The organism is Acidovorax sp. Root219 (assembly GCF_001428665.1).
Taxonomy (GTDB): domain Bacteria; phylum Pseudomonadota; class Gammaproteobacteria; order Burkholderiales; family Burkholderiaceae_C; genus Acidovorax.
In genome coordinates this window covers 75,878-95,948 of record NZ_LMIJ01000034.1, presented here as the reverse complement: position 1 = coordinate 95,948, position 20,071 = coordinate 75,878, and the positions used below count along the sequence as shown (strand labels likewise).

Here is a 20,071-nt window from a genome sequence, read left to right as displayed (position 1 = left end):
TCTCTTGGCGACTCAAGAGAAAGTTACTGCGCCGCCGGGCGCACACCCCGGCCTCCGCCCTCAGCAAAAGAACAGAAGCGACCACAGACACAAGCCGCAGCAGCACCACAAAGCACAATACCAACAATCCAGCCAGCCGCCCCAAGCACGCCCCACCTCCATGACCACAACCACCCAAACCCCCGTCCGCCTCACCCAGTTCTCCCACGGCGGCGGCTGCGGCTGCAAGATCGCCCCCGGCGTCCTGTCAGAAATTCTGAGAAACAGCAGCGGCGCAGGCCTCGCCGCCCTGCTCCCCAAAGAACTGCTGGTAGGCATCGAAACCGCCGACGACGCCGCCGTCTACCAGCTCAACGACGAGCAGGCCCTCATCGCCACCACCGACTTCTTCATGCCCATCGTCGACGACCCGTTCGACTTCGGGCGCATCGCCGCCACCAATGCCATCAGCGATGTGTATGCCATGGGCGGGCGCCCCATCATGGCGCTGGCCATCGTGGCCATGCCGGTCAACCAGCTGCCGGTGGAGGTCATCGGCCGCGTGCTCGCAGGCGGCCAGGCCGTGTGCCGCGCGGCGGGCATACCGATTGCCGGTGGCCACACCATCGACTCGGTCGAGCCCATCTACGGCCTGGTCGTGATGGGCCTGGTGCACCCTTCGCGCGTGCGCCGCAACCGCGATGCGCGCGCCGGCGACGTGCTGGTGCTGGGCAAGCCGCTGGGCGTGGGCGTGCTCTCTGCCGCGCTGAAGAAAGGCCTGCTCGACGACGCCGGCTACGCCCGCCTGGTGGAGACCACCACGCGCCTGAACACCCCCGGCATCGCGCTGGCCGAGCTCGACGGCGTGCACGCCCTCACCGACGTCACCGGCTTCGGCATCGCCGGACACACGCTGGAGATGGCGCGCGGCGCCGGCCTGCGCGCCGTGCTCGACTGGCACCGCCTGCCGCTGCTCGATGGCGTGGCCGACTGGGCTGCGCAGGGCATCGTCACCGGCGCATCGCGCCGCAACTGGGAGGGCTATGGCGCCGAGGTCACGCTGGCCGATGGCCTGCCCGCCACCGCCCAGGCCCTGCTCACCGACCCGCAGACCAGCGGCGGCCTGCTGGTCAGCTGCGCACCGCAGGCGGTCGATGCCGTGCTGCGCACCTTCCGCGATCAGGGCTTTGCCGATGCCGCCGTGGTGGGGCACATGCAGGAGGGCGACGCAACAGGCAGCCCCGCCGGCCTCACGGTGGCGCCATGAAAGAGCCCACGCGCGTGCACGACCGGCACGCCTTCGACACCCTGATCGATGCGCGCAGCCCGGCCGAATACGCCATCGACCACATCCCCGGCGCCATCAACCTGCCCGTGCTCGACAACGAAGAGCGGCGCATCGTCGGCACCCTGTACAAGCAGGTCGGCGCCTTCGAGGCGCGGCGCGTGGGCGGCGCCATGGTGGCCGCCAACCTGGCGCGCCACCTGCAGGGCCCGCTGGCCGACCGCCCCCCGGGCTGGAAGCCCCTGGTCTACTGCTGGCGCGGCGGCCTGCGCAGCGGCTCCATGACCACCTGGCTGCGCATGGTGGGCTGGGACGCCCAGCAACTGGCCGGCGGCTACAAGGCCTGGCGCCGCCACGTCATCGACACCATCGAACAGCGCGCCCCCGCCCTGCCCCTGGTGGTGCTGTGCGGCGCCACCGGCACCGCCAAGACCCGGCTGCTGCACGCCCTGGCCGCCCAGGGCCATCAGGTGCTGGACCTGGAGGCCCTGGCCCGGCACAAGGGCTCGCTGCTTGGCGCCCTGCCCGACGTGGCCCAGCCCTCGCAAACCGCCTTCGAAACCGCCATCGCCAGCGTGCTCGAGCGGCTGGACCCGGCCCGCCCCCTGTACATCGAAGGCGAAGGCCGCCGCATCGGCCGCCTCACCGTGCCCCTCACCCTGGTCGAGCGCATGCGCGCCAGCCCCTGCATCGAGCTGCGCGCCAGCACCGCCGCGCGCGTGGAATACCTGCTGCGCGACTACGCCTACCTGGGCGACCGCCCCCAGTGGCTGGCCGACCAACTGACCCCCTTGAAACCCCTGCACGGCAACGAGACCATCGCCGCCTGGCAGGCCATGGCCCTCGCGCGCCAGCTGCCCCAGCTGTTCGAGGCCCTGGCCACCCGGCACTACGACCCCTCGTACGCGCGCTCGCACCGCTCGTACTTCCATGCGTGGGAGCAGCGCCAGGTGGTGGACGCGGCGGACCTGTCGCCGCCCGGTTTCGAGGCGCTGGCGCACACAGTGGTTGCGGGATGGGGGAGCAGTGCCCATATGCAGGCGGCTTCAGCAGCTTGAGCCACGTCTTCAGCTCGCGCTGGGCGCGGCAGGGGCAGTGAACTGATCGCCGCACGCCACACCCGCCTACCGCCTGCGCAGCGGCACAAACCCCACCTGCAGGCTGAACACCGCAGCCACCTTGTTCAGGGTCTCCACCGTCGGGTTGCCCTGGTCCCGTTCGATCTGGCGCAGTGCCTGCACGCTGATGCCGCGGTGGGCGGCAAATTCCTCCTGCGTGAGCCGGCTGATCTTGCGCATCCGGGCGACGGCATCGCCCAGGCTGATCTCGCCGCTGGCCACCATGCGGTACAGTTCCTCGCGCCGCGCCGCAGCTGTCTCGGGGTCGACAGGACGTTTAAGGCGCGCATCAGCCATGGCGGTGTGCCTCTCCCCGGCTCGCCAGTGCCCACAGCTGCTGCGCCTGCCGGTCGATGCTTTTGCGGCACTGCTCGATGACCTCGCCATCCACCCCCGCATCCATCGCCAGTTGCGGCAACCTCTCCACCACAGGTGCAAACGCCACCAGCGCTGCGGCAATGCGCTCTCGCTCCGCATCGTCCACAGGCAGATCATCGACCACCGCCTGCCAATCAGGCAGGCGCTGGCCGGCAGCAGATTGCCAGTGGCAGCTTCGCGCCACCAGCTCCGGGTCCAGGAACATGGGCGAAAAATCGAACACCGGTGTCAACTGCACCAGCCCGTCGGCCGTGCGCTGCACCGCCGTGTTGCGCGCATGGTTGTCGGGGTTGCGCATGGCCAGGTTGAGCACGTCGCGGCGCAAAAACTCCAGCGTTTCGCGCTCAGGGTCGTCCACCACGCTGCGGATGGCCACCACAAGATCCTGCTGGCGCACCGGCAGCCCAAAACCGCGCAGGCCGCACAGGCTGGCCGCGCTCTCCTGGTGAAGGCGGTGCAGCAGCCCGTGCCGCACCACGCGGTCGAACCGGCGCACCAGCAGCATGTGGCCGACCATCTGCGGCGGCTCGTTCGTGCGTATCCCGCAGGCATGCGCCAGGCGCAGGTACGCCGCCTCGTTGCGGTGTACCGCCAGGTCATCCCGCGTGCGCCCGCGCGGCAGCTTGGCAAGCCAATGCTCACGGGCCTGCAAATCGGGCAAGGCCATGTCCGCAAACCAACGCCCCTGCGCATCCGTGGCCAGCAAAAACTTGGGTGCCACGCCCTGCACGCCCGTGGTGCCAGATGCCAGCATGGAGTGCAGTGCCAGATGCTCCACAAACGCCTCGCTCCGGGCAGACATGTCGGCCAGCTCGAAGCCCTGCGCCATGGACGCCTGCGCCGGGCCGGCCTTGCGGGCCTCTTCCTCGTAAAACGTGACCGCCGAGGCAATGCGCAATGCCCCGATGGGGCTGAACGCGCCCCGCAGCAGCAGCGCTGCCTCCAGCCCATCCGCATCGGCCAGGCCGAGCGTGTCCAGCAAAAATCGCCGGCCCCGGCCCTGAGGCACCATGTCGTAGAGGAACGCAGGCAGCCTCAGGTCACGCTGCGGCCCCAGCGGTCCCTCCACCAGCGGCGCAGGCGCAATGCCGACCGGCAACTTCAGTGACACCGGCAACTGCAGCGGGCCGAACACATAGTCATCACGGTAGGTGAAGTCACCATGCCCGTGGTCCACCACCCGCAGATCGCCAGCGGCATGCCATTGGCCGGCATGGTGGATTTCGACGGTGGTGAATTGGGGGTAGGCCATATGGTCTATCATGATAGACAAATTGCTCGGCCACAGGCTGGATTATGGTTATTGGAATAGCCATAAATTGAAATTTTTTGGCACCGGACTCTGAACAGCCCTACACCCCCAACTTCTGGAGCAACCCCACCGCCCGGTACGGCACCTCCTTCACCCCCTCCAGCAAGAACACCGTGGACCGGGAGTGCTGCGTGCGCATCGGGATCAGCGGCGCGTAAGCATCAGAGTCGTACCAGGCGCGCGCCTGCTCCATGGAGGGGAAGGCGATCACCACGCAGTCGCCGTCGAACTTGCCCTCTTTCAACTCCGGGCGCGTGCCGTGCACTAGAAACTCCCCGCCAAACGGCGCCAGCGTGGCATCGATGCGCTGCAGGTAGGTAACGATGTCGGGGCCGAACTGCAGGTCTTCGAGCAGGCCGATGGCATAGGCGGACATGGTGGATCTCCTTCAACGGGGTGGTTGGGTGAACCGTGTGCCGCGGGCACCATGCCCGGGCAATCAGGAGCCACTGTAGAAAAGGCCGTGTTGCGCGTCGATTACGTCCGAGGTCATGTTTTGCACGACAGCGCATCTGCGCCGCCGGCTTTTGCACCATCCCGCGTTACAGTCAAGCGATAGAGGGGAGACACCCCTGCCCCGCCGCCCCACAAGACCATCCAGGAGCCATGACGATGACTGCCGCCCAGCCAGAGCCAACAGCACAGACCACCCCCACCACCCACCACCAGGCCGCCACCGCCTGCCTGAGCGCCTGGCTCGCTGCCCTGGCGGCGGACATCCAGCACGAGAGCAACCGCCCCAACCCCGACACCGCCAAGATGGAGCGCCTGGTCGCCGACCGCAGCAAGCTGTTCCAGGAGCGCACTGCGCTGGAGGCCAACGAAAAAGGCGCCATTGCCCGCATCGTCGCGGACTACGCTGCCGCGCTGCAGTCCCGCAAGCTGAAGGTCTGACCGAGGCGCCGAGACCGCCCCGGCCATGAAAGCATCCCGCACCCTTGCACGGCTCCCGGGAACCGAGCCCGCCATCGCCGCGCTGGAAGATGCCGCAGTCTCGGTGGCGGTGCCCACGCACAACGCCCAGGCCATCGCCATGCTGCGCGCCATGCCCGACGGATTGCGCACCTGCCTGCTGGCCGAGTTGCGCCGAGGCAACCGGCTGGTGGCGGTGGACCAGCCCGACTGGCCGCAGCCAGGCAGCATCTTCGTGTCGCTGGCAGACGTGTTCCACCCCAGTACACGCAGCCTTTCACCCGATGTTCACTGGCGCGACGTCAACGATCCGCGCTGGTGGCGGGAAGAACTGACCCAGGTGGACGCGGGCGTGGAGCACATGGTGGTGTGTTGAGCGCAGGCCCGCACCAACCAACGCAGCCCCTGCTCCCCTGCGGCGATGAGCATGATGATCACAAGACCCCCCATTGCGCCGCTGCGCCCCTTCGTGCGCCTGCTGTGGGCCGGCTTCACACCGGCGCCGCCATCGGTCTGCCCCGTGCGCGAACACGTACTGCCCACGGGCCACATGCACCTGGCGCTGCGCTGGGGCGGGCCGCCGCTGCACCTGTTCCGTGACCCCCAGGACACTGCGGGCTACTTTCCCGGCGATGCCGTGGTCGGCGGCGCCAGGTTCGGCCACTACGCCAAGGAGGCCGGCGCGCCTGGCTGGTCGGTGGGCGTGCAACTTGCGCCCGGCGCAGCGGGCGCGCTGCTGGGCACCAGCGCGCAGGACCTGGCCGAGCGCCACACGCCACTGGCCGACGTGTGCGGCGCCAGCGCCACCGACTTGCAGCACAGGCTGCAGGAGCAGCACGGGCCAGAGGCCTGCCTGCGCGTGCTGGAGTGCTGGCTGCTCGCGCGCCTCAGGAACAGCGTGCGCGGTCTGCACCCGGCCGTGGCGGCCGCGCTGGCCAGCCTGCACGGCGGCGCGCAGGTGCAGCAGGCCGTGCGCGCCAGCGGGCTCAGCCACCGCCACCTGATTGCCCACTTCCGCGAAGCCACCGGCTTGGCACCCAAGCAGCATGCGCGCGTGCTGCGGCTGCAGGCGGCGCTGGCCGGGCTCGATACCCCGGGCCTGCAGCCCGCCGGCATCGCGGCCGACGCGGGCTTTGCCGACCAGGCGCATTTCACCCGCGAGTTCCGCGACCTCACCGGCGTCACGCCCACAGACTGGCTGCGCGCCGCACCGGCACAGCGCAACCATGTGCGCGTGGGCTGATGCGTATTTCGGTCGCTGCTAGACAGTGGGGGCGAGTTGACCTGGACAGCGGAAACGGCGGGAATGGCGGGAATTGGACGAAGAGATCGGCGCTCGTGTGCATTCCCAGGTCGCTGACCATGAGCATCTGTTCGGCTCGTCCAGGAGCCTGTCGGACTTGGAGCGTCGAAAGCGAAAATCGGCCACAGCGAGGACAGTTTTTGCCGGATTTGCAGCCCCATAGCCAGGCTATGGGGCAAAAAGGCGGTGAAAAATGGACCGCTGCGGTCGATTTGCAGCCGGCGATTTCCAAATCCGACAGGCTCCCAATCGCCTTCTTGGGTGATACGGGGCACTGGCGCAACCAGCTAGACTTCCGCTATCGGCCCGAGCGGACACTCGTCACCTCACCCCAGCAATTAATTTTTTGCATCACCATGAAAACACCAAATCAAGATAAGGATCGCCTCTGGCAGGGGTTTCAGGAGAAATCTGGATTGGCGACGCCAAGCCGTAGTTTTGTGGCAGTCATAGTGGTGATTGCCGCCATTCTTATCGCCCCGGTTGTAGCGGCTATCTTTCAGTAGTCCGGCTCCTATCGGCCAAAAGCTGTCGTTCGTGGTAACGTCAAACCCATCAGTTAGCAAGAATTGGTGAAGTGCACAAACATTGAACTGAAATCACCTCAAACATAATTATGACAGCTGTCAGGACAATAGACAAAATAATTCAGTCTGGGATTCTGAATCGGGACCTTTCAGAAATACCGAAAAATGGCGCTGATTTCACTCAGCTAGCTGAATTGGACAATGGTCTGCCGCGTGCCATCTCGAAAATGCACAAGCAAATCCTAGTTGCATGGGATGGGTTGAATTTGGAGATAATTAGAATTTATGGGGCTGGGTTGAGTGTGGCTAGCGTGAAGCGTCTCATTGAATCTCAACGTTACGCAGTTACCGAAGATATGATTGTCTTTGCAGATGATCCGGCTGGATTCATTTTCATGGAAGGCGGCGATGGAAGCGTTTATTCTCTCGACTCAAAAACTTCGAATTTTGAGCGCATAGCGTTTAATCTAGAAGAATTTTTCGCAGATAAGGTCTTTGGTAAAGATGCCGAGGAATTTATGGGTGTCTACTGGTTTGGGCGACTAAAAGATTTCAATTTATTCTGAGATGGTGTACCCACGATGGAGGGTCCGTCGAGTCGTCAGTTGTCAGGTGGGCGTGAGGTGATTTTCGGCAGTTCAGGTCAACATGGCTTAGTTTGGCACGAACATCGACAGCAACGGCGTGAAGATAAAATCATCCCTGCAGCTGGTTTATGAGGCCTCTACGCGACGGGCTTGGGCGCAAGTCTCGGCTACGATGGCTGGTATCGGCCGAGGCTGTGTGAAAACGTCGATGGCTGACTTTTGTGGGGGTACTTCAACCATTGCTCGCATCGAGATCGTGCGTTGTAGGCCGTTCTAAGCGGTCGATTTCTGAGGGGATCGTCAGACCGAGGGACCAATGCGCGTTTTCACACAGCCTCGGCCATGAGCTGACATGTCGAAGCACAAAAAAATTTAGCAGATTAGAAAATATTCACTTGGTAAAATTATGGATTTGATAGCGATATTGGTTATCTGTGGAATTTCTGCGTTGGCCGGGGCGCTGCTCTATCTTCCTTTTTTTATCTGGTTCAGAATACGTGCAAAGAAATCCAGAGCTGCTGTAGCCAGCTCAGTAAGGTATACAGCCGCTGGATGGTTATTTATCATCCTCATGCTGGCAGCACTACTTGGTGGTTTTGCAGTTGGGCAGCTCGCTCCAACATCCTGGTTTGGGGCTCAGGTCACAACCGTGCTAGGTGGGTTCGGCTACTTTTTTTTGGTCTGGATATCGTTCTCTGCTATCGAATGGGGCTTTCGCAGGCTCGGCATTCCATTCGTAAGTCCATTGCCTTTAACTCACAGCGAAATGTGTAGCCAAAAGGCAGATTCGCGCCACTGAAAATTGCGTTGTGGAAAGACCGCTTTGGGCAAGAGCGAAGGGCAGCTTTGGGCCCATAGCCGCCGGACGCTGGTACCGGGAAGCGGTCACTCACCGTGCGCGAATTGAACGACTGGTTCTGGGATGAGGCGAGAGTCGGCAATGCGCCCTGCGCAGTCCCTCCGCAACAGGAGAAGTCGACAGTTGTCCAAGCCGCCGAACAGCCATGTTTTGAAGACGTGCGCCATCCACGAAAAAGCACTGCGCCACCGAAGCGACGCAACGCTGCAAAAACCATAGCAGCTGGCGCCTGCCACATGGACGCCAAAGGCCCGAATGGGGAATTGCCAAGAAGGTGTGCAGTGATTGATTCGATTTTGCCTCAAAGCAACTCCCAGCTTTGCGAAACCCTCTGACAGTCTTGCTCTACAAGCCTATCGGGAACCCTTCAAACGTGCGCACCACTACCCATTTCGCATTCCCGGATTTCTAAGAGCCTGTTCAACGTCTTTTTGAAGCCGCGCAAGTCCCTTTTCGGGATGGGATGCTAGGCGGTGCGCAGCCGATAGCCCGTGCTATCGGCAAGCGCCGCAACGCCGCAGACCGCCCGAAAAGGCACTTGCCCGAAGGGTTGGGGCGAAATCGGGCGATTGGACGCCCCGGCTGCTTGCATGGGCATGAGCCCATGCTGCGCATCCGAAGCATCCACTCATCCCGATTGCGCCCCAACGCGGCTGCAAAAAGACTTTGAACAGGCTCTTATGGCCAGCGATATGCAGCTAGCGCTGTGCTTTGCATCGTCGGACAAAAAATTGAAATTGAACAGCGCAAAGCACCGTGGGCGACTACCGAAGAATGGACTCGGCCACCAATTTGGCGAGGTTGTCAATCAAAACCAAATGATTTCCCATGTTGGATTTTTCCAAGACCACTGGGCTATTCAAAACCCACGTTTCCTTGCCATCGCTCACGCGCAAGAGTGAACCATTTTGGAGTGTCACGAAGTCAGATCGAAAAGTCATTGGCGCAGCGTTTCTGAATTCACCGAGGTCCAGAATGAGCACGTAATCGGCCGCAGCGCTCTTGCCCGCTTCCAGGGCGTCTGATTTAACGATGCTCGCAGAGTGATTGAGTTTTGCATTCGCTTCGAAGGGTGTCGCCTTGAATGTAGACAGGGTACTGAGTTCGCGGAGCACTGCCACTTGAAGATTTTTACCACTTCCTGCTCCTTGCGCATGGGCTTTACCCCCTTGTACAACGTCGCGTGAAGGCATGATCAAGATTTTGGATCCGTTTGCGATGGGCTCAGACTTGGTAGTCGACATCGATGCACAGCCAGAGAGTACGACCAAGCATCCAATAACTGCTAGTGCGCGGCCGAGAAAGGAAGTATTTTTTTTCATGAGTATTGAAGTTTGTGCTGTTAGTTATGACTTGGGTTTTGTAGCGAAGAATGAATACGCATCGTCGATGCCGACCTCCACCTCTTGCAGCAGAGTTCATCAATGTACGTGATTTGGCTTGGTCCATTGGGGCAGATCAGTGTCTGCTCCTGACGAGATTCCTTCTAACGTCTGAACGGCCGCTCCTGGCCGATACCCAAAGTCTAGCCCACGCCCGCAAATGTTCTTCAGCAAGGTTCGGCCGGCCATTTGCGCCTTTGCTCACGGTGCCGGCTTCTTTCTGTGTCCACGGTGCCGAAGTACGCAGCCAAGAACCCGGCCCAGGGTCAATTTCCTTCAAGACATCCCTGCCCGCCTTGCCTACAGTGGTGCTGAACTTGCAACCAAAGGAGATGCACGACATGGTCCACGAACTCTTTCCCTACCTGCACGTCGCCGACGGCGCAGCTGCGATCCGCTTCTACGAAGAAGCCTTCGGCGCGCGCGAGCTGTTCCGCCTGACCGAGCCCCCCACCGGCCGGCTGGGCCATGCCGAGCTCGACTTCGGCGGCAGCACGCTGATGGTCAGCGACGAGTACCCCGAGTGCGGCATCCATGGCCCCAAGGCCGGCGCGCCCACCAGCGTGTCGCTGCACATCCACGTGGACGATGCGGACGCGGTGATCGCCCGAGCCCTTGCCCTCGGCGCCACGCTGGAGCGGCCAGCGCAGGACGCGTTCTACGGCGAGCGCTCGGGCGTGGTGCGCGACCCCTTCGGCCACCGCTGGAACGTCGGCCATTCGATCGAGAAAGTGACGCCCGAGGAGATGCAGCGCCGCTACAACGCGTTGATGAACGGCGGCTGATGCCCCACGGGCATGCCGGGTGCGGCACAGGCATGCGGCGGGGATGGGCGCAGGTACGGGTTTCGATAGGGCATGAAAAAGCCCCAGGTGGCAATAGCCTCCTGGGGCCCTGGCGGGGCGCCCATTTCACGGCGTCAAAAAAACCATCAACGCGAGCCGCCACTGCCGCCAGGGGCCCCCGCAGCGCCAGGGGCCCCCGCAGCGCCAGGGCCGGCGCCGCCGGTGCCGCCCGAGCTGCCAGTGCCGCCGACAGAGCCGGTGCCCGAGTTGCCGGTGCCGCTACCGCTCGAAGAGGGCGCCGTGCCGCTCATCCCGGTCGAGCTGCCGGGGCTGCTGGAATTGGTGGTCGAGCCACCCATGGCGCCGGAATTGGTGCCACTCGCCTGCGGGCTGCTCATCTGCGATGACGAAGACTTGGAGCCGCTGGATTTCATGGTGTCGCAGGCGGTGAGCCCCAGCGCGGCCACTGCGATCAAGGGCACGGCCACCAGGTGGCGCAGGGACGGGAGGGTGCGTGGTGTGGATGGGTTCGACATGGAATTGTCTCCGGTGAATAACGGTCAAATTGCCGTCACTCATACTACGTAGTCACAAAAATACCCAGCAGTAGGACTGCGTGCCGTTGGCGCGTCCCATTTGCGCAGACCCAGGTTTTTTCTCACCGGATGTTGGCCTGCGCCAGGCGGCCTACAAAGAGCCATCGCATGTCACCTCGCGGGGCCGAATCCGAACAGCGAGCGCTTGGCGGGCAGGGGTGCAGGGGCGGCATCCGATGAAGCCTGGCGAGCATGCCGCCTGGGCAGCCCATGCGGGCCAGGGGCTTGCACGGCGGCGCTGCGCGGGCCGATGTCCAGGTCGTCGATCAATGCCTGCAGTGCCAGCAGCCCGTCGGCCATGGCCTGCCGGTAAGTGGCGGCGGGCGCGGGCGCGCGCTGGATCTCTGCCCAGCCGTTGCCGCTGCCGCGCTCGGTCAGAACCCAATGAAACCGGCTTGGCACAGCCTCTTGCACGTGCACTGCGATGGGGCGAAGCGTGGTGGCGGGCATAGGGCTCCAGCATAGGTGAATGCGGCACACGCGGCAGTTGCCCGAATGCCTACCCACTGCGTGAGCGCCCGCCTACAGCTCGCACCAGCGCAGCGCGCCAGACTTCTGCCACCCGGGGTTCCCGTTTGGAGTAGCCATCATGGCCAAAGCAACAGCATCAAAGGCAGCAGCCGCAACAGCACCCGCGTCTTCAGGCGGCAGCCGTACCCTGTGGAAGGGCGCCATCACTTTCGGCCTGGTGCACATCCCCGTGGGCCTGCACACGGCAGCCACCGCTGAGGGAGTCGATTTCGACTGGCTGGACAAGCGCACCATGGACCCCGTGGGCTACAAGCGCGTGAACAAGCGCACGGGCAAGGAGATCGACCGCGACCACATCGTCAAGGGCGTGGCGTATGGCGAAGGCAAGTACGTGGTCATCAGCCCCGAGGAGATCGAGGCAGTCTTCCCCAAGACCACGCAGACCATCGCCATCGAGCGCTTCATCGATGCCGCCGAGATGCCCTTCATCTTCCTGGAGCGGCCCTACTTCGTCGCCCCGACAGACAAGAGCGACAAGGTCTACGCACTGCTGCGCGAAACCCTCATCGCCACCGGCAAGATCGGGCTGGCGCGCGTCGTCATCGCCACCAAGCAGCACCTGGCGGCGCTGGTGCCCTCGGGCCCGGCCCTGGTGCTCAACCTGCTGCGCTGGGGCGACGAGGTCAAGACGCTCGACTCGCTCAAGCTGCCGCCTGCTGGCAAGAAGAGCGTGAGCGCGGCCGAGCTCAAGATGGCCACGCAGCTGGTCCAGGAAATGTCGGGCCCCTGGAACCCCGGCGACTTCAAAGACGAGTTTCGCCGGCAGGTGATGAAGCTGGTGGAGAAAAAAGCCAAGGCAGGCAAGGCCAAGACCGTGCTCGAACCCGAAGAGGAAGCACCGCAGGCTAGCGGCGATGTGATCGACCTGACCGCCCTGCTCAAGCGCAGCCTGGGCCACAAGGGCCGCGCAGATGCGAAGTCGGCACCCAAGACCAAGGCCCCCGCCAAAAAGACCACCGCCAAAGCCGCGCCAGCCAGGAAGACCGGCACGACCACTCCACACCGCAAGGCCGCGTGAAAAGAAGAGGCCCTGTGACCACGGCAACCTGTGCCATGCCAGCACCGTGATGCCATGCGGGTCGCCACCTGGAACGTCAACAACATCCACAAGCGGCTGCCCCAGCTGGTGGACTGGCTGCAACGCACCCAGCCCGACGTGGTGGCGCTGCAGGAGCTCAAGTGCACCACGGCCCAGTTCCCTGCCGATGCGCTGCAGGCCGCAGGCTACGGCGCGGTAGCAGTGGGCCAGCGCACCTGGAACGGCGTGGCCCTGCTGGCACGCGGCGCCGCGCCCTTGCCGGTGGCCACCACGCTGCCTGGCGACCCGGCAGACAAAGAAGCCCGCTACCTCGAGGCCGCCATCGGCGGCGTGCTGTTCGCCTGCCTGTACCTGCCCAACGGCAACCCCAGGCCCGGCCCCAAGTTTGAGTACAAAATGCGCTGGTTCGCGCGCCTGCAGCAGCGCGCCGCACAGCTGTGGGCCACGGGCCACCCGGTGGTGCTGCTGGGCGACTGGAACGTGGCGCCCACCGACGCCGATATCTACAAGCCCGACACCTGGCGCGACAACGCCCTGCTGCAACCCGAGCCCCGGCAAGCCTTTGCACAGCTGCTGGCCCAGGGCTGGACCGACGCCCTGGCCCAGGCGCACCCAAAGGAGCGCCCGTTGTTTACGTTCTGGGACTACCGGCGCCGGCGCTGGGAGCGCGATGCAGGGCTGCGCATCGACCACATCCTGGTCGGCCAGCAACTGAAGGTGGTGGGCGCCGGTGTGGACCGCCAGGAGCGGGCCCACGAAAGCACCAGCGACCATGCGCCGGTGTGGGCCGAACTGGCGCAGGCCCGCAAGCGGGCGAGCACAAAGAGGAAAACCGGCGGCTGAACCAGACCGTCAGTCGCGCTGCACGCCCCGCGCCAGCAGGTCCCGGGCTTCCTGCCTGGTGTCGTCGAAGGCGTTCGTGCTGTCGATGGCGATGTTCAAGTACTTGCGCACCGTCTCGCTTTCCTTGTCGCTGACCATGTAGAGCTTGGCCAGCTGCAGCGCGGCCTCTCCGTCCCCGGACTCCAGAGCGCGTTCGAAGTAGTGCCTGGCATTCACCAAGTCGCCCACGCAGCGGTAGGTGATGGCAATGTTCAAAAACGCCAGCTCACTGCCCGCCGCAATGGCCATCTGGTCCCATTCGATGGACTGGTGCAGGTCAATCCGCACGCCTTCGCCCGCGCCATACATCACCGCGACCATGGCCATCGAATCCACGTCGCCCGATTCCGCCCCCGCCAGGAACAGCTTGAACGCCTTGTTCAGGTGCCCCCGGTCGTAGGCAGCCATGGCATCTTCGTAGGGGTTGTGGTCGTCGTTGTCGTTCACGGGGTCAGACATGTGCGTTACCTTCCAGGTCAGAGGTGAATGGCGTCGTGCCGGTGTAGGCGCTGCCGCCACGGCAATGCTTGCGGGGGTCGCCTGGCCGAGCCGACCCGGGGAATGCCCATCTTGCCCGGAACGGCAATCCATCATGCCTGACTCCCATGACACCCCCAGCCAGGGAGGGGCACCGGCTACGGCCCGCGCGCTGAAGAAAACGCTCAAAGTGAGGTCTGCGCGTGCTGGTTCACTGCACGCGGCCCCAGGTGCTGCCCTGGGCCACCGCAAAGAACAACAGCAGAAGAATGCTCGCCGACCCGCCCAGCAGCACCGCCCCGATGGGCGCGGGCGCGGCGGCAAATGCGGGCAACAGCACCGCCACCAGCAGCAGCGGGTTGGCCACCACCGTCCAGCGCGGCAGGTGCGTACGCCCGCGCAACACCTGCACGGCCAGGATCACCGAGGCGATGGCGCCCGGCACGGCCAGGGCCAGCAGCGACACCCGCATGTAGGCCTGCACGGCGTCGGCCTGCGCCTGGCATGCCGCGGGAGCCCCACCGGCCGCGCCATCCACGCACGAACGGATGAGCAGCTCGAACACCGCCCACACGGAATGGATGGCCGCCAGTCCCACCGCAAACAGCAGGAACAGGCCGAACATGGCGCGCGCCGCCCACCCTGCCGGCACCTTCACCCCCTGGCAGACCTGCCAGAAGCCCGCCACCAGCAAGGCCCCCGCCACGGGCCCGAGCAGGCCGCCGGCCCAGATGCGTTCCACCGGCGCCGAGCGGATCAGCTCCAACATCCCGGCGCGGAAATCAGCGGCAGCCCCCCAATGGCCCAGTAGCAGCATGTCGCCGGCAAACAGCAGCAAGGCCCCCAGAATGCCCAGGCCGGTAGCCGGCCGGGTGCGTGGTGGTGTCGTGTCGCCCGGGTGTCCGTTCGCCATGCAGTGCCCGCCTTGCTGAGGTGATCGAGGTGCGCATCATGCCGGCGACGCCGTGAAAAGTCGCCTGGCATTTGGGTGAACTCCCCCAAAACTGCGCGCCAAGCTGCTGCAGGCCGGCCCGGTCATAGCAAAATAGCGCCACAAAAATTCCACCAACACACAATCGGGGTGAGAGGGATGGCAGAACGCATCGACAAGCACCGCCCGCATGCCACGGCGCGAGAGGCCGGTTGCACGCGCGGGCATGCGCCTGCACACGCGCCCGCCGGCACTGCTGCCGCCCCCACCTAGTCACCCCGCACCGCCCGGCCACACCATGCCCTTGACCACCGCCACCCTGCTTTGCCTGGTCGTTGCCATCCACGATGGCGACTCTTTCCGCGCCCGCTGCGCCGATGTGACCCGCAATGAAGAGACCTTTGTCGCCGTGCGCGCCATCGATGCGCCCGAGATGCGCCAGCCCTTTGGCGAGCTGTCGCACAAGAGCCTGGTCAACCTGTGCCTGATACCGCAGAAGGTCAAGCTCAGCAACATCACCGTCGACGTTTTTGGCCGCACCGTGGCCGACGTGGAATGCCAGGGCAAGGACGCCGCCACCGAGCAGCTGCGCGCCGGCATGGCCTGGTACGACCCCAAGGTGGGCCTGGGCTATGAGGCGCTGGCCGATGTGCAGCTGCGCGCCCAGGCGGCCGGGCGCGGCCTGTGGGCGCAGACCAGCCCGCTGCCGCCGTGGGACTGGCGCGAAACACGCAAGAAAAGGCCCTGACCCCCTGCTGCGCAGCAGCCGGACTGCGCAGCACCCTGCAGCGGCCTCGGCACGAAAAGCCCCACCCGCAGGGTGCGGCATCTGGCGGCCAGGAATGCTTAGCTGTTACGGTTTGGGGAATGAACAGTGATTTCTCCCTCCTCCCCTGGCTCCAGCACACCACCATCGCAGGCCTGTCCGTCAGCAGCATCGCCATCGCTTGCCTGGTTGCAATGCTGGTCTATCTGGCGATGGCCACCACGGTACGCATCGCCCTCAAGAGGCTTGCCAAGATCGCAGGCCGCACGACCAACCGCGCTGACGACTTTTTCATCGAAGTGCTCAGCGGCACCAGCCAGTGGCTGATGGCCCTGGCCGCGCTGCTGATCGGCGTGGGCATGCTCGACCTGCCGGACCGCTGGGCTTCGCGCGTGGGCCAGCTGTGGTTCGTGGCGCTGGCCCTGCAGCTGGCGCTGTGGGCCAACCGTGCGGTGACCATCGGCCTGCGCCGCTTTGCCGAGCGCCATGCCACCACTGGCCAGGGGCCGCAGAGCGCGGCCACCACGCTGGTCTCATGGGGTCTGCGCACGCTGTTGTGGGCCGTGGCGCTGCTGGCAATGCTGTCGAACGTAGGGGTCAACATCACGGCCTTCGTCGCCAGCCTGGGCGTGGGCGGCATTGCGATTGCGCTGGCGGCACAGAACATTCTGGGCGACCTGTTCGCGTCCATCGCCATCGCCACCGACAAGCCCTTCGAGGTAGGCGATTTCATCTCCCTGGGCGGCGTCTCGGGCACGGTGGAGATGGTGGGCGTCAAAACCACGCGCATCCGCAGCCTGAGTGGCGAGCAGGTCGTGATGTCCAACACCGAGATGCTCAAGCAGACCGTCAGCAACTTCAAGCGGCTGCGGGAGCGGCGCATCGTGTTCGGCTTCGGCGTGACCTACGACACCACGGCCGGGCAGGCCGAGGCCATTCCCGCACTGGTCAAGGGCATCATCGAGGCCAGCGACAAGCTGCGCTTCGACCGCGCGCATTTCAAGAAATTCGGCGACAGCTCGCTGGACTACGAGGTGGTCTACATCGTGCTCGACCCGGCCTACGGCATCTACATGGATGAGCAGCAGCGCATCAATCTGGCGCTCATGCGCGAGCTGGCGGCGCAGGGCATCGATTTCGCTTTTCCCACGCGCACCGTGCACGTGGTGGCCCCAGCGGCCGGCAACGGGCCCCAGCCGCCCCGGGAACAGCGAGCCGCGCAGGCGGACATGCCCGTCCAGGCACAGGAGCGGGTCGGATTTGGAGCGTCGCAGTGAGAATCGACCTCAGCGGAAACAGTTTTTTCCGGAGAGGCAGCCCCATAGTCAGGCTGTAGGGAAAAAAGGCGGTGAAAAATGGACCGCTGCAGCCGATTTGCAGCCGACGATTTCCAGATCCGGCAAGCTGCTGGTCCACTGAAACCGAGAACTCGCCTGTGCCCCGGTGTTGCAGCGGGCTGCCACCAACGCTGGCCGCCTTGCCAAAGGCCGCAACGCTGCGATGCAGCCTGCTGCCATCGCAACCCGAAGGGTGAGGGCCAAGCAGGGCCACACTCGCCGTTGCCTTGCCTGCCGCCCTCAGTCCATGAAAGAGGCCGGCCCTGCGGCACCCGCGAGTGCCAGGGCCGCACCGTTCGACCGGCTTGCCCCTTGCATGCAACCGCCCACCAGCCCACGCACCAGCGCATGGCTGGCCCGGTTGGGCCCAAACAGGGTGCGGTAGATGATGGGCGCGACCACGCCGTCCATGATGGCGTCCACTGCCGGCACGGCCTCGCCGCGCGCGGTGCCGCGCGCCAGCACGATCTCGATCTGGCTGGCCGTGTAGGCCGCGCATTGGCAGGGCACGGGCATCTCGCCCTGGCTGCGCCCCGCCAGCACATCGCGCAGCATGGCCTGCCCCACCTCGGAGCCCATTTCTTCAAAGAACTGCTCGGCCCAGGCCTGCAGGTCACCCTCCACGCTGCCGGTGTCCGCAGGCTCGGTGTCGGCGCGAAACCGGTCCAGCGCCACGTCGGCCAGCAGCTCGGCCAGGTCGCCCCAGCGGCGGTAGATGGTGGACGGCGTGACGCCCGCATGCGCGGCGATCAGCGGCACGGTGAGCTGCGCGCGGCCGATCTGCTCGGTGAGCTCGTGGGTGGCGCGGTGCACGGCGGCCTGCACGCGGGCGCTGCGTCCCCCGGGGCGGGGGGCTGGTCTGGGGTTCATGGCCACCATGCTAAAGCAAAAACATTGCTTTAGTGGTTTAATACGCAAAAGCAAATTCTTTGCTTTTGTCTCGTACTGGAGTTTCCATGGCCACGAACCTCAGCGCCGCTGCTGCCACCGCAGCAGCCATCGCCCCGCCCTCCGCGCCCACACGGCGGCTCAGCCACGCCAGGGCCCTGTGGCTGCTGGCCTCCATCCTGGTGGGGTTCCTGGCAGCGTCGAGCGCACCGTCGCCGCTGTATGCGCTGTACCGCGACAGCTGGGGCTTCTCGGCGCTGACGCTGACGCTGGTCTTTGCCAGCTATGCGTTTGCGCTGCTGGGCGCAGCGCTGGTGTTCGGCACCTTCTCGGACCACCGGGGCCGGCGCGAGGTGGTGCTGCTGGCGCTGGTATTGGAGATCGCCTCCACCGTGCTCTTCTGGCAGGCCGATTCGGTGGCCTGGCTGTTTGCCGCGCGCATCGTGCAGGGCCTGGCCACGGGCATCGCCACCAGCGTGCTCAGCGCAGCGCTGATCGACCTGCACACCGAGCGCGGCGCCCTGGTCAACAGCGTGGCGCCCATGCTGGGCATGGCCGTCGGGGCGCTGGGCACCAGTGCGCTGGTGCAGTTTGCACCCACGCACACAGCGCTGGTGTTCGAGCTGCTGCTCGCGCTGTTCGTGCTGCAGACGCTGGCCGCCGTCTTCTTGCCAGAAACGGTGGTGCGCCGCCCAGGCGCCTGGCGCTCGCTGCGCCCGCGCATCGCCATACCGGCCAGCTCGCGCAGCACGCTGGTGCGCATCCTGCCGCTGAACACGGCGCTGTGGGCACTGGGCGGTTTCTACCTCTCGCTCGGGCCCACGCTGGCGCGGGTGATCACGGGCAGCCACGCGCCGGTGGTGGGCGGCGCCCTCATCTGCGCCCTGGTGCTGACAAGTGCCGTGGCCATCGCCTTCGTGCGCACGCAGCCGCCGCGCCAGGTGCTGCTGCTGGGCACCAGTGCGCTGGTGCTGGGCCTGGTGATCACGCTGGCGGGCGTGGCCCTGCATTCCAACGTGGCCTTCTTCGGGGGCACGGTGGTGGCGGGCGTGGGTTTTGGCTCGGGCTTCAACGGCTCGCTGCGCAGCCTGGTAGGCACCGCCACGCCGGCAGAGCGCGGGGGGCTGATGTCGGGCTTTTTCGTGCTCAGCTACTTCGCATTCAGCGTGCCGGCCATCGTGGCCGGGCTGGCTGCGGGCACCTTCGGGCTGCATGCCACGGCCCTGGGCTTTGGCCTGTCGGTGCTGGCACTGGGCCTGGTGGCGCTGGGGCTGATGCTGCGGCGGACGGCGCCCTGAGCGGGGCCCATCGCCCATCGCCTATCGCCCAACCCCAACGCAGATCAGGAGTAGATGGCCAGGCTCAGCGACAGCGCTGCGACGATGGCAATGGCCTGGATTCCAAAGACGATTCCCAAGATAGGCATGTGGTCCTCCGTGAAGAAGGCATCAGCTTAGAACGCACTGCAACAATGCATGCAGTCTTTTGCAAACTCGGCGGGTCGGACAATTCCTACAGGCAGAGCGCTCCCACACGCAGGGGATCACCCCATTGGTGGTTTGACGCCCTTCTCTTTTGCATACGCTGCAACAGGGCTCCGTCCTACAAAAACAGCCCGGTTGGATCTTTAGTATTGCTCCTGTCGATACCGCATCGACACCCACCCCTCCCTTGCTGAACAGCAAGTTCACAGCCCGCCACCGCGGGCTGTTTTTTTTGGATGGCAGTCGGTCTGGCCCTGCACGTCGCTTCGGCAGTGGCCGATGCCCGGCGTCGAAGCCGTCTGACATCCAAGGGGCACGGTCTGCGCGCCAATGGAGCTACCACACCACCCCTAGAGGAGGTAGTCACCATGTCCCGTACCCACAGAACCCAGCCCGAAAAAATCCGCCCCCGCGATGTCAAGCGCCGCCGCCAGTGGGAGGCGATGCAGCGTCCTGCGCGCGAGGTGCTGCTGTATCCGGAGCCGGATGCGCCGCAGTGGAAGCCATTGGGGTGAGGGTGCGAGCTGGGTCTTTGACCCAGCCGGTTTGATGGCGCGTTCTACGTGTCGGTGTTGATGGTTGATGCTTGCTTTTGCNGGCGGAGGCCGGGGTGTGCGCCCGGCGGCGCAGTAACTTTCTCTTGCGTCGCCAAGAGAAAGTTACCAAAGTGAAGGCGACCCCCAGTCTGCGTCCCCCGTTCGCCCTGTCGGGCA

25 protein-coding genes are annotated in these 20,071 nt (G+C 65.0%); 15 read left to right on the top strand and 10 right to left on the bottom strand.

Annotated elements, in window-relative coordinates:
- Positions 1–160: 160 nt before the first annotated feature.
- Together selD and mnmH are read left to right on the top strand one after the other, a co-directional pair.
- Positions 161–1,246 (top strand): selenide, water dikinase SelD, encoded by a 1,086-nt coding sequence (selD, locus tag ASE28_RS27250; RefSeq protein ID WP_057269276.1) that lies wholly within the window; start codon positions 161–163, stop codon positions 1,244–1,246.
- Positions 1,243–2,322, top strand: coding sequence for a tRNA 2-selenouridine(34) synthase MnmH (gene mnmH, locus ASE28_RS27245; protein ID WP_057269275.1), 1,080 nt, complete (start codon positions 1,243–1,245; stop codon positions 2,320–2,322). Before selD ends, mnmH begins: the two co-directional genes overlap by 4 nt.
- Positions 2,323–2,388: 66 nt before the next feature.
- Here the strand turns inward: mnmH and ASE28_RS27240 are convergent, their stop codons facing one another.
- The 3 genes from ASE28_RS27240 to ASE28_RS27230 all read right to left on the bottom strand — a co-directional run bounded on the left by ASE28_RS27240 (position 2,389) and on the right by ASE28_RS27230 (position 4,448).
- Positions 2,389–2,679 (bottom strand): helix-turn-helix domain-containing protein, encoded by a 291-nt coding sequence (locus ASE28_RS27240; RefSeq protein ID WP_057269274.1) that lies wholly within the window; start codon positions 2,677–2,679, stop codon positions 2,389–2,391.
- Positions 2,672–4,012, bottom strand: coding sequence for a type II toxin-antitoxin system HipA family toxin (locus tag ASE28_RS27235; RefSeq protein WP_057269273.1), 1,341 nt, complete (start codon positions 4,010–4,012; stop codon positions 2,672–2,674). The genes ASE28_RS27240 and ASE28_RS27235 overlap by 8 nt, the downstream gene beginning before the upstream one ends.
- Before the next feature lie 100 nt (positions 4,013–4,112).
- Positions 4,113–4,448: a DUF1330 domain-containing protein gene (locus ASE28_RS27230; RefSeq protein WP_057269272.1), complete on the bottom strand. Its 336-nt coding sequence runs from the start codon at positions 4,446–4,448 to the stop codon at positions 4,113–4,115.
- Positions 4,449–4,684: 236 nt separating this feature from the next.
- Between ASE28_RS27230 and ASE28_RS27225 the strand changes: the two genes are divergently transcribed.
- From ASE28_RS27225 to ASE28_RS32365, 6 genes are all read left to right on the top strand, one after another.
- Complete coding sequence (locus ASE28_RS27225) at positions 4,685–4,966, top strand: hypothetical protein (protein WP_057200855.1); 282 nt, start codon at positions 4,685–4,687, stop codon at positions 4,964–4,966.
- 25 nt (positions 4,967–4,991) lie between these two features.
- The gene (locus ASE28_RS27220; protein ID WP_057200856.1) at positions 4,992–5,360 is read left to right on the top strand and encodes a hypothetical protein; all 369 of its coding nucleotides are present in this window, start codon (positions 4,992–4,994) and stop codon (positions 5,358–5,360) included.
- 54 nt (positions 5,361–5,414) lie between these two features.
- Positions 5,415–6,227 carry an AraC family transcriptional regulator gene (locus ASE28_RS27215; RefSeq protein ID WP_057269271.1) on the top strand — a complete coding sequence of 271 codons (813 nt, stop codon included), beginning with the start codon at positions 5,415–5,417 and terminating at the stop codon, positions 6,225–6,227.
- A 119-nt stretch (positions 6,228–6,346) separates the two neighbouring features.
- On the top strand, positions 6,347–6,793 hold the full coding sequence (locus ASE28_RS27210) for a hypothetical protein (RefSeq protein WP_157422148.1): 447 nt from the start codon (positions 6,347–6,349) through the stop codon (positions 6,791–6,793).
- Positions 6,794–6,903: 110 nt separating this feature from the next.
- Positions 6,904–7,380, top strand: a complete 477-nt coding sequence (locus ASE28_RS32370; protein ID WP_157422147.1) for a hypothetical protein — start codon at positions 6,904–6,906, stop codon at positions 7,378–7,380.
- Positions 7,381–7,807: 427 nt separating this feature from the next.
- Entirely contained in the window at positions 7,808–8,200 is a 393-nt protein-coding gene (locus ASE28_RS32365; protein ID WP_157422146.1) for a hypothetical protein, read from the top strand.
- Positions 8,201–8,286: 86 nt separating this feature from the next.
- Here ASE28_RS32365 and ASE28_RS33645 read toward each other — a convergent pair whose 3' ends face one another.
- Positions 8,287–8,496, bottom strand: a complete 210-nt coding sequence (locus tag ASE28_RS33645) for a DUF1010 domain-containing protein (RefSeq protein WP_162262282.1) — start codon at positions 8,494–8,496, stop codon at positions 8,287–8,289.
- 528 nt (positions 8,497–9,024) lie between these two features.
- A complete protein-coding gene (locus ASE28_RS32355; protein WP_157422145.1) occupies positions 9,025–9,453 on the bottom strand; it encodes a hypothetical protein in 429 nt (142 codons plus the stop codon).
- 530 nt (positions 9,454–9,983) lie between these two features.
- Between ASE28_RS32355 and ASE28_RS27205 the strand changes: the two genes are divergently transcribed.
- Positions 9,984–10,427 (top strand): VOC family protein, encoded by a 444-nt coding sequence (locus tag ASE28_RS27205; RefSeq protein WP_057269342.1) that lies wholly within the window; start codon positions 9,984–9,986, stop codon positions 10,425–10,427.
- A gap of 146 nt (positions 10,428–10,573) precedes the next feature.
- Here the strand turns inward: ASE28_RS27205 and ASE28_RS32350 are convergent, their stop codons facing one another.
- Positions 10,574–10,963, bottom strand: a complete 390-nt coding sequence (locus tag ASE28_RS32350) for a hypothetical protein (RefSeq protein WP_157422144.1) — start codon at positions 10,961–10,963, stop codon at positions 10,574–10,576.
- A gap of 171 nt (positions 10,964–11,134) precedes the next feature.
- Positions 11,135–11,473 (bottom strand): hypothetical protein, encoded by a 339-nt coding sequence (locus ASE28_RS27195; RefSeq protein ID WP_057269268.1) that lies wholly within the window; start codon positions 11,471–11,473, stop codon positions 11,135–11,137.
- Positions 11,474–11,612: 139 nt separating this feature from the next.
- Between ASE28_RS27195 and ASE28_RS27190 the strand changes: the two genes are divergently transcribed.
- Together ASE28_RS27190 and ASE28_RS27185 are read left to right on the top strand one after the other, a co-directional pair.
- The gene (locus ASE28_RS27190; protein ID WP_057269267.1) at positions 11,613–12,572 is read left to right on the top strand and encodes a Ku protein; all 960 of its coding nucleotides are present in this window, start codon (positions 11,613–11,615) and stop codon (positions 12,570–12,572) included.
- A 54-nt stretch (positions 12,573–12,626) separates the two neighbouring features.
- Positions 12,627–13,436 (top strand): exodeoxyribonuclease III, encoded by an 810-nt coding sequence (locus ASE28_RS27185; protein ID WP_057269266.1) that lies wholly within the window; start codon positions 12,627–12,629, stop codon positions 13,434–13,436.
- Between the two features lie 9 nt (positions 13,437–13,445).
- Here the strand turns inward: ASE28_RS27185 and ASE28_RS27180 are convergent, their stop codons facing one another.
- Positions 13,446–13,934: a tetratricopeptide repeat protein gene (locus tag ASE28_RS27180; RefSeq protein WP_057269265.1), complete on the bottom strand. Its 489-nt coding sequence runs from the start codon at positions 13,932–13,934 to the stop codon at positions 13,446–13,448.
- Positions 13,935–14,163: 229 nt separating this feature from the next.
- Complete coding sequence (locus ASE28_RS27175; protein ID WP_157422143.1) at positions 14,164–14,865, bottom strand: DUF6796 family protein; 702 nt, start codon at positions 14,863–14,865, stop codon at positions 14,164–14,166.
- Between the two features lie 316 nt (positions 14,866–15,181).
- On the opposite strand from ASE28_RS27175, the gene ASE28_RS27170 reads away from it, so the two are divergent.
- Together ASE28_RS27170 and ASE28_RS27165 are read left to right on the top strand one after the other, a co-directional pair.
- A complete protein-coding gene (locus ASE28_RS27170) occupies positions 15,182–15,631 on the top strand; it encodes a thermonuclease family protein (protein ID WP_057269341.1) in 450 nt (149 codons plus the stop codon).
- 119 nt (positions 15,632–15,750) lie between these two features.
- A complete protein-coding gene (locus ASE28_RS27165) occupies positions 15,751–16,926 on the top strand; it encodes a mechanosensitive ion channel family protein (protein ID WP_082608274.1) in 1,176 nt (391 codons plus the stop codon).
- A 300-nt stretch (positions 16,927–17,226) separates the two neighbouring features.
- Here ASE28_RS27165 and ASE28_RS27160 read toward each other — a convergent pair whose 3' ends face one another.
- Positions 17,227–17,856 (bottom strand): TetR/AcrR family transcriptional regulator, encoded by a 630-nt coding sequence (locus tag ASE28_RS27160; protein ID WP_057269339.1) that lies wholly within the window; start codon positions 17,854–17,856, stop codon positions 17,227–17,229.
- A gap of 86 nt (positions 17,857–17,942) precedes the next feature.
- On the opposite strand from ASE28_RS27160, the gene ASE28_RS27155 reads away from it, so the two are divergent.
- Positions 17,943–19,172 (top strand): MFS transporter, encoded by a 1,230-nt coding sequence (locus ASE28_RS27155; protein ID WP_057269263.1) that lies wholly within the window; start codon positions 17,943–17,945, stop codon positions 19,170–19,172.
- 554 nt (positions 19,173–19,726) lie between these two features.
- A complete protein-coding gene (locus ASE28_RS32640; RefSeq protein ID WP_164470730.1) occupies positions 19,727–19,873 on the top strand; it encodes a hypothetical protein in 147 nt (48 codons plus the stop codon).
- The last annotated feature ends 198 nt before the right edge of the window (positions 19,874–20,071 follow it).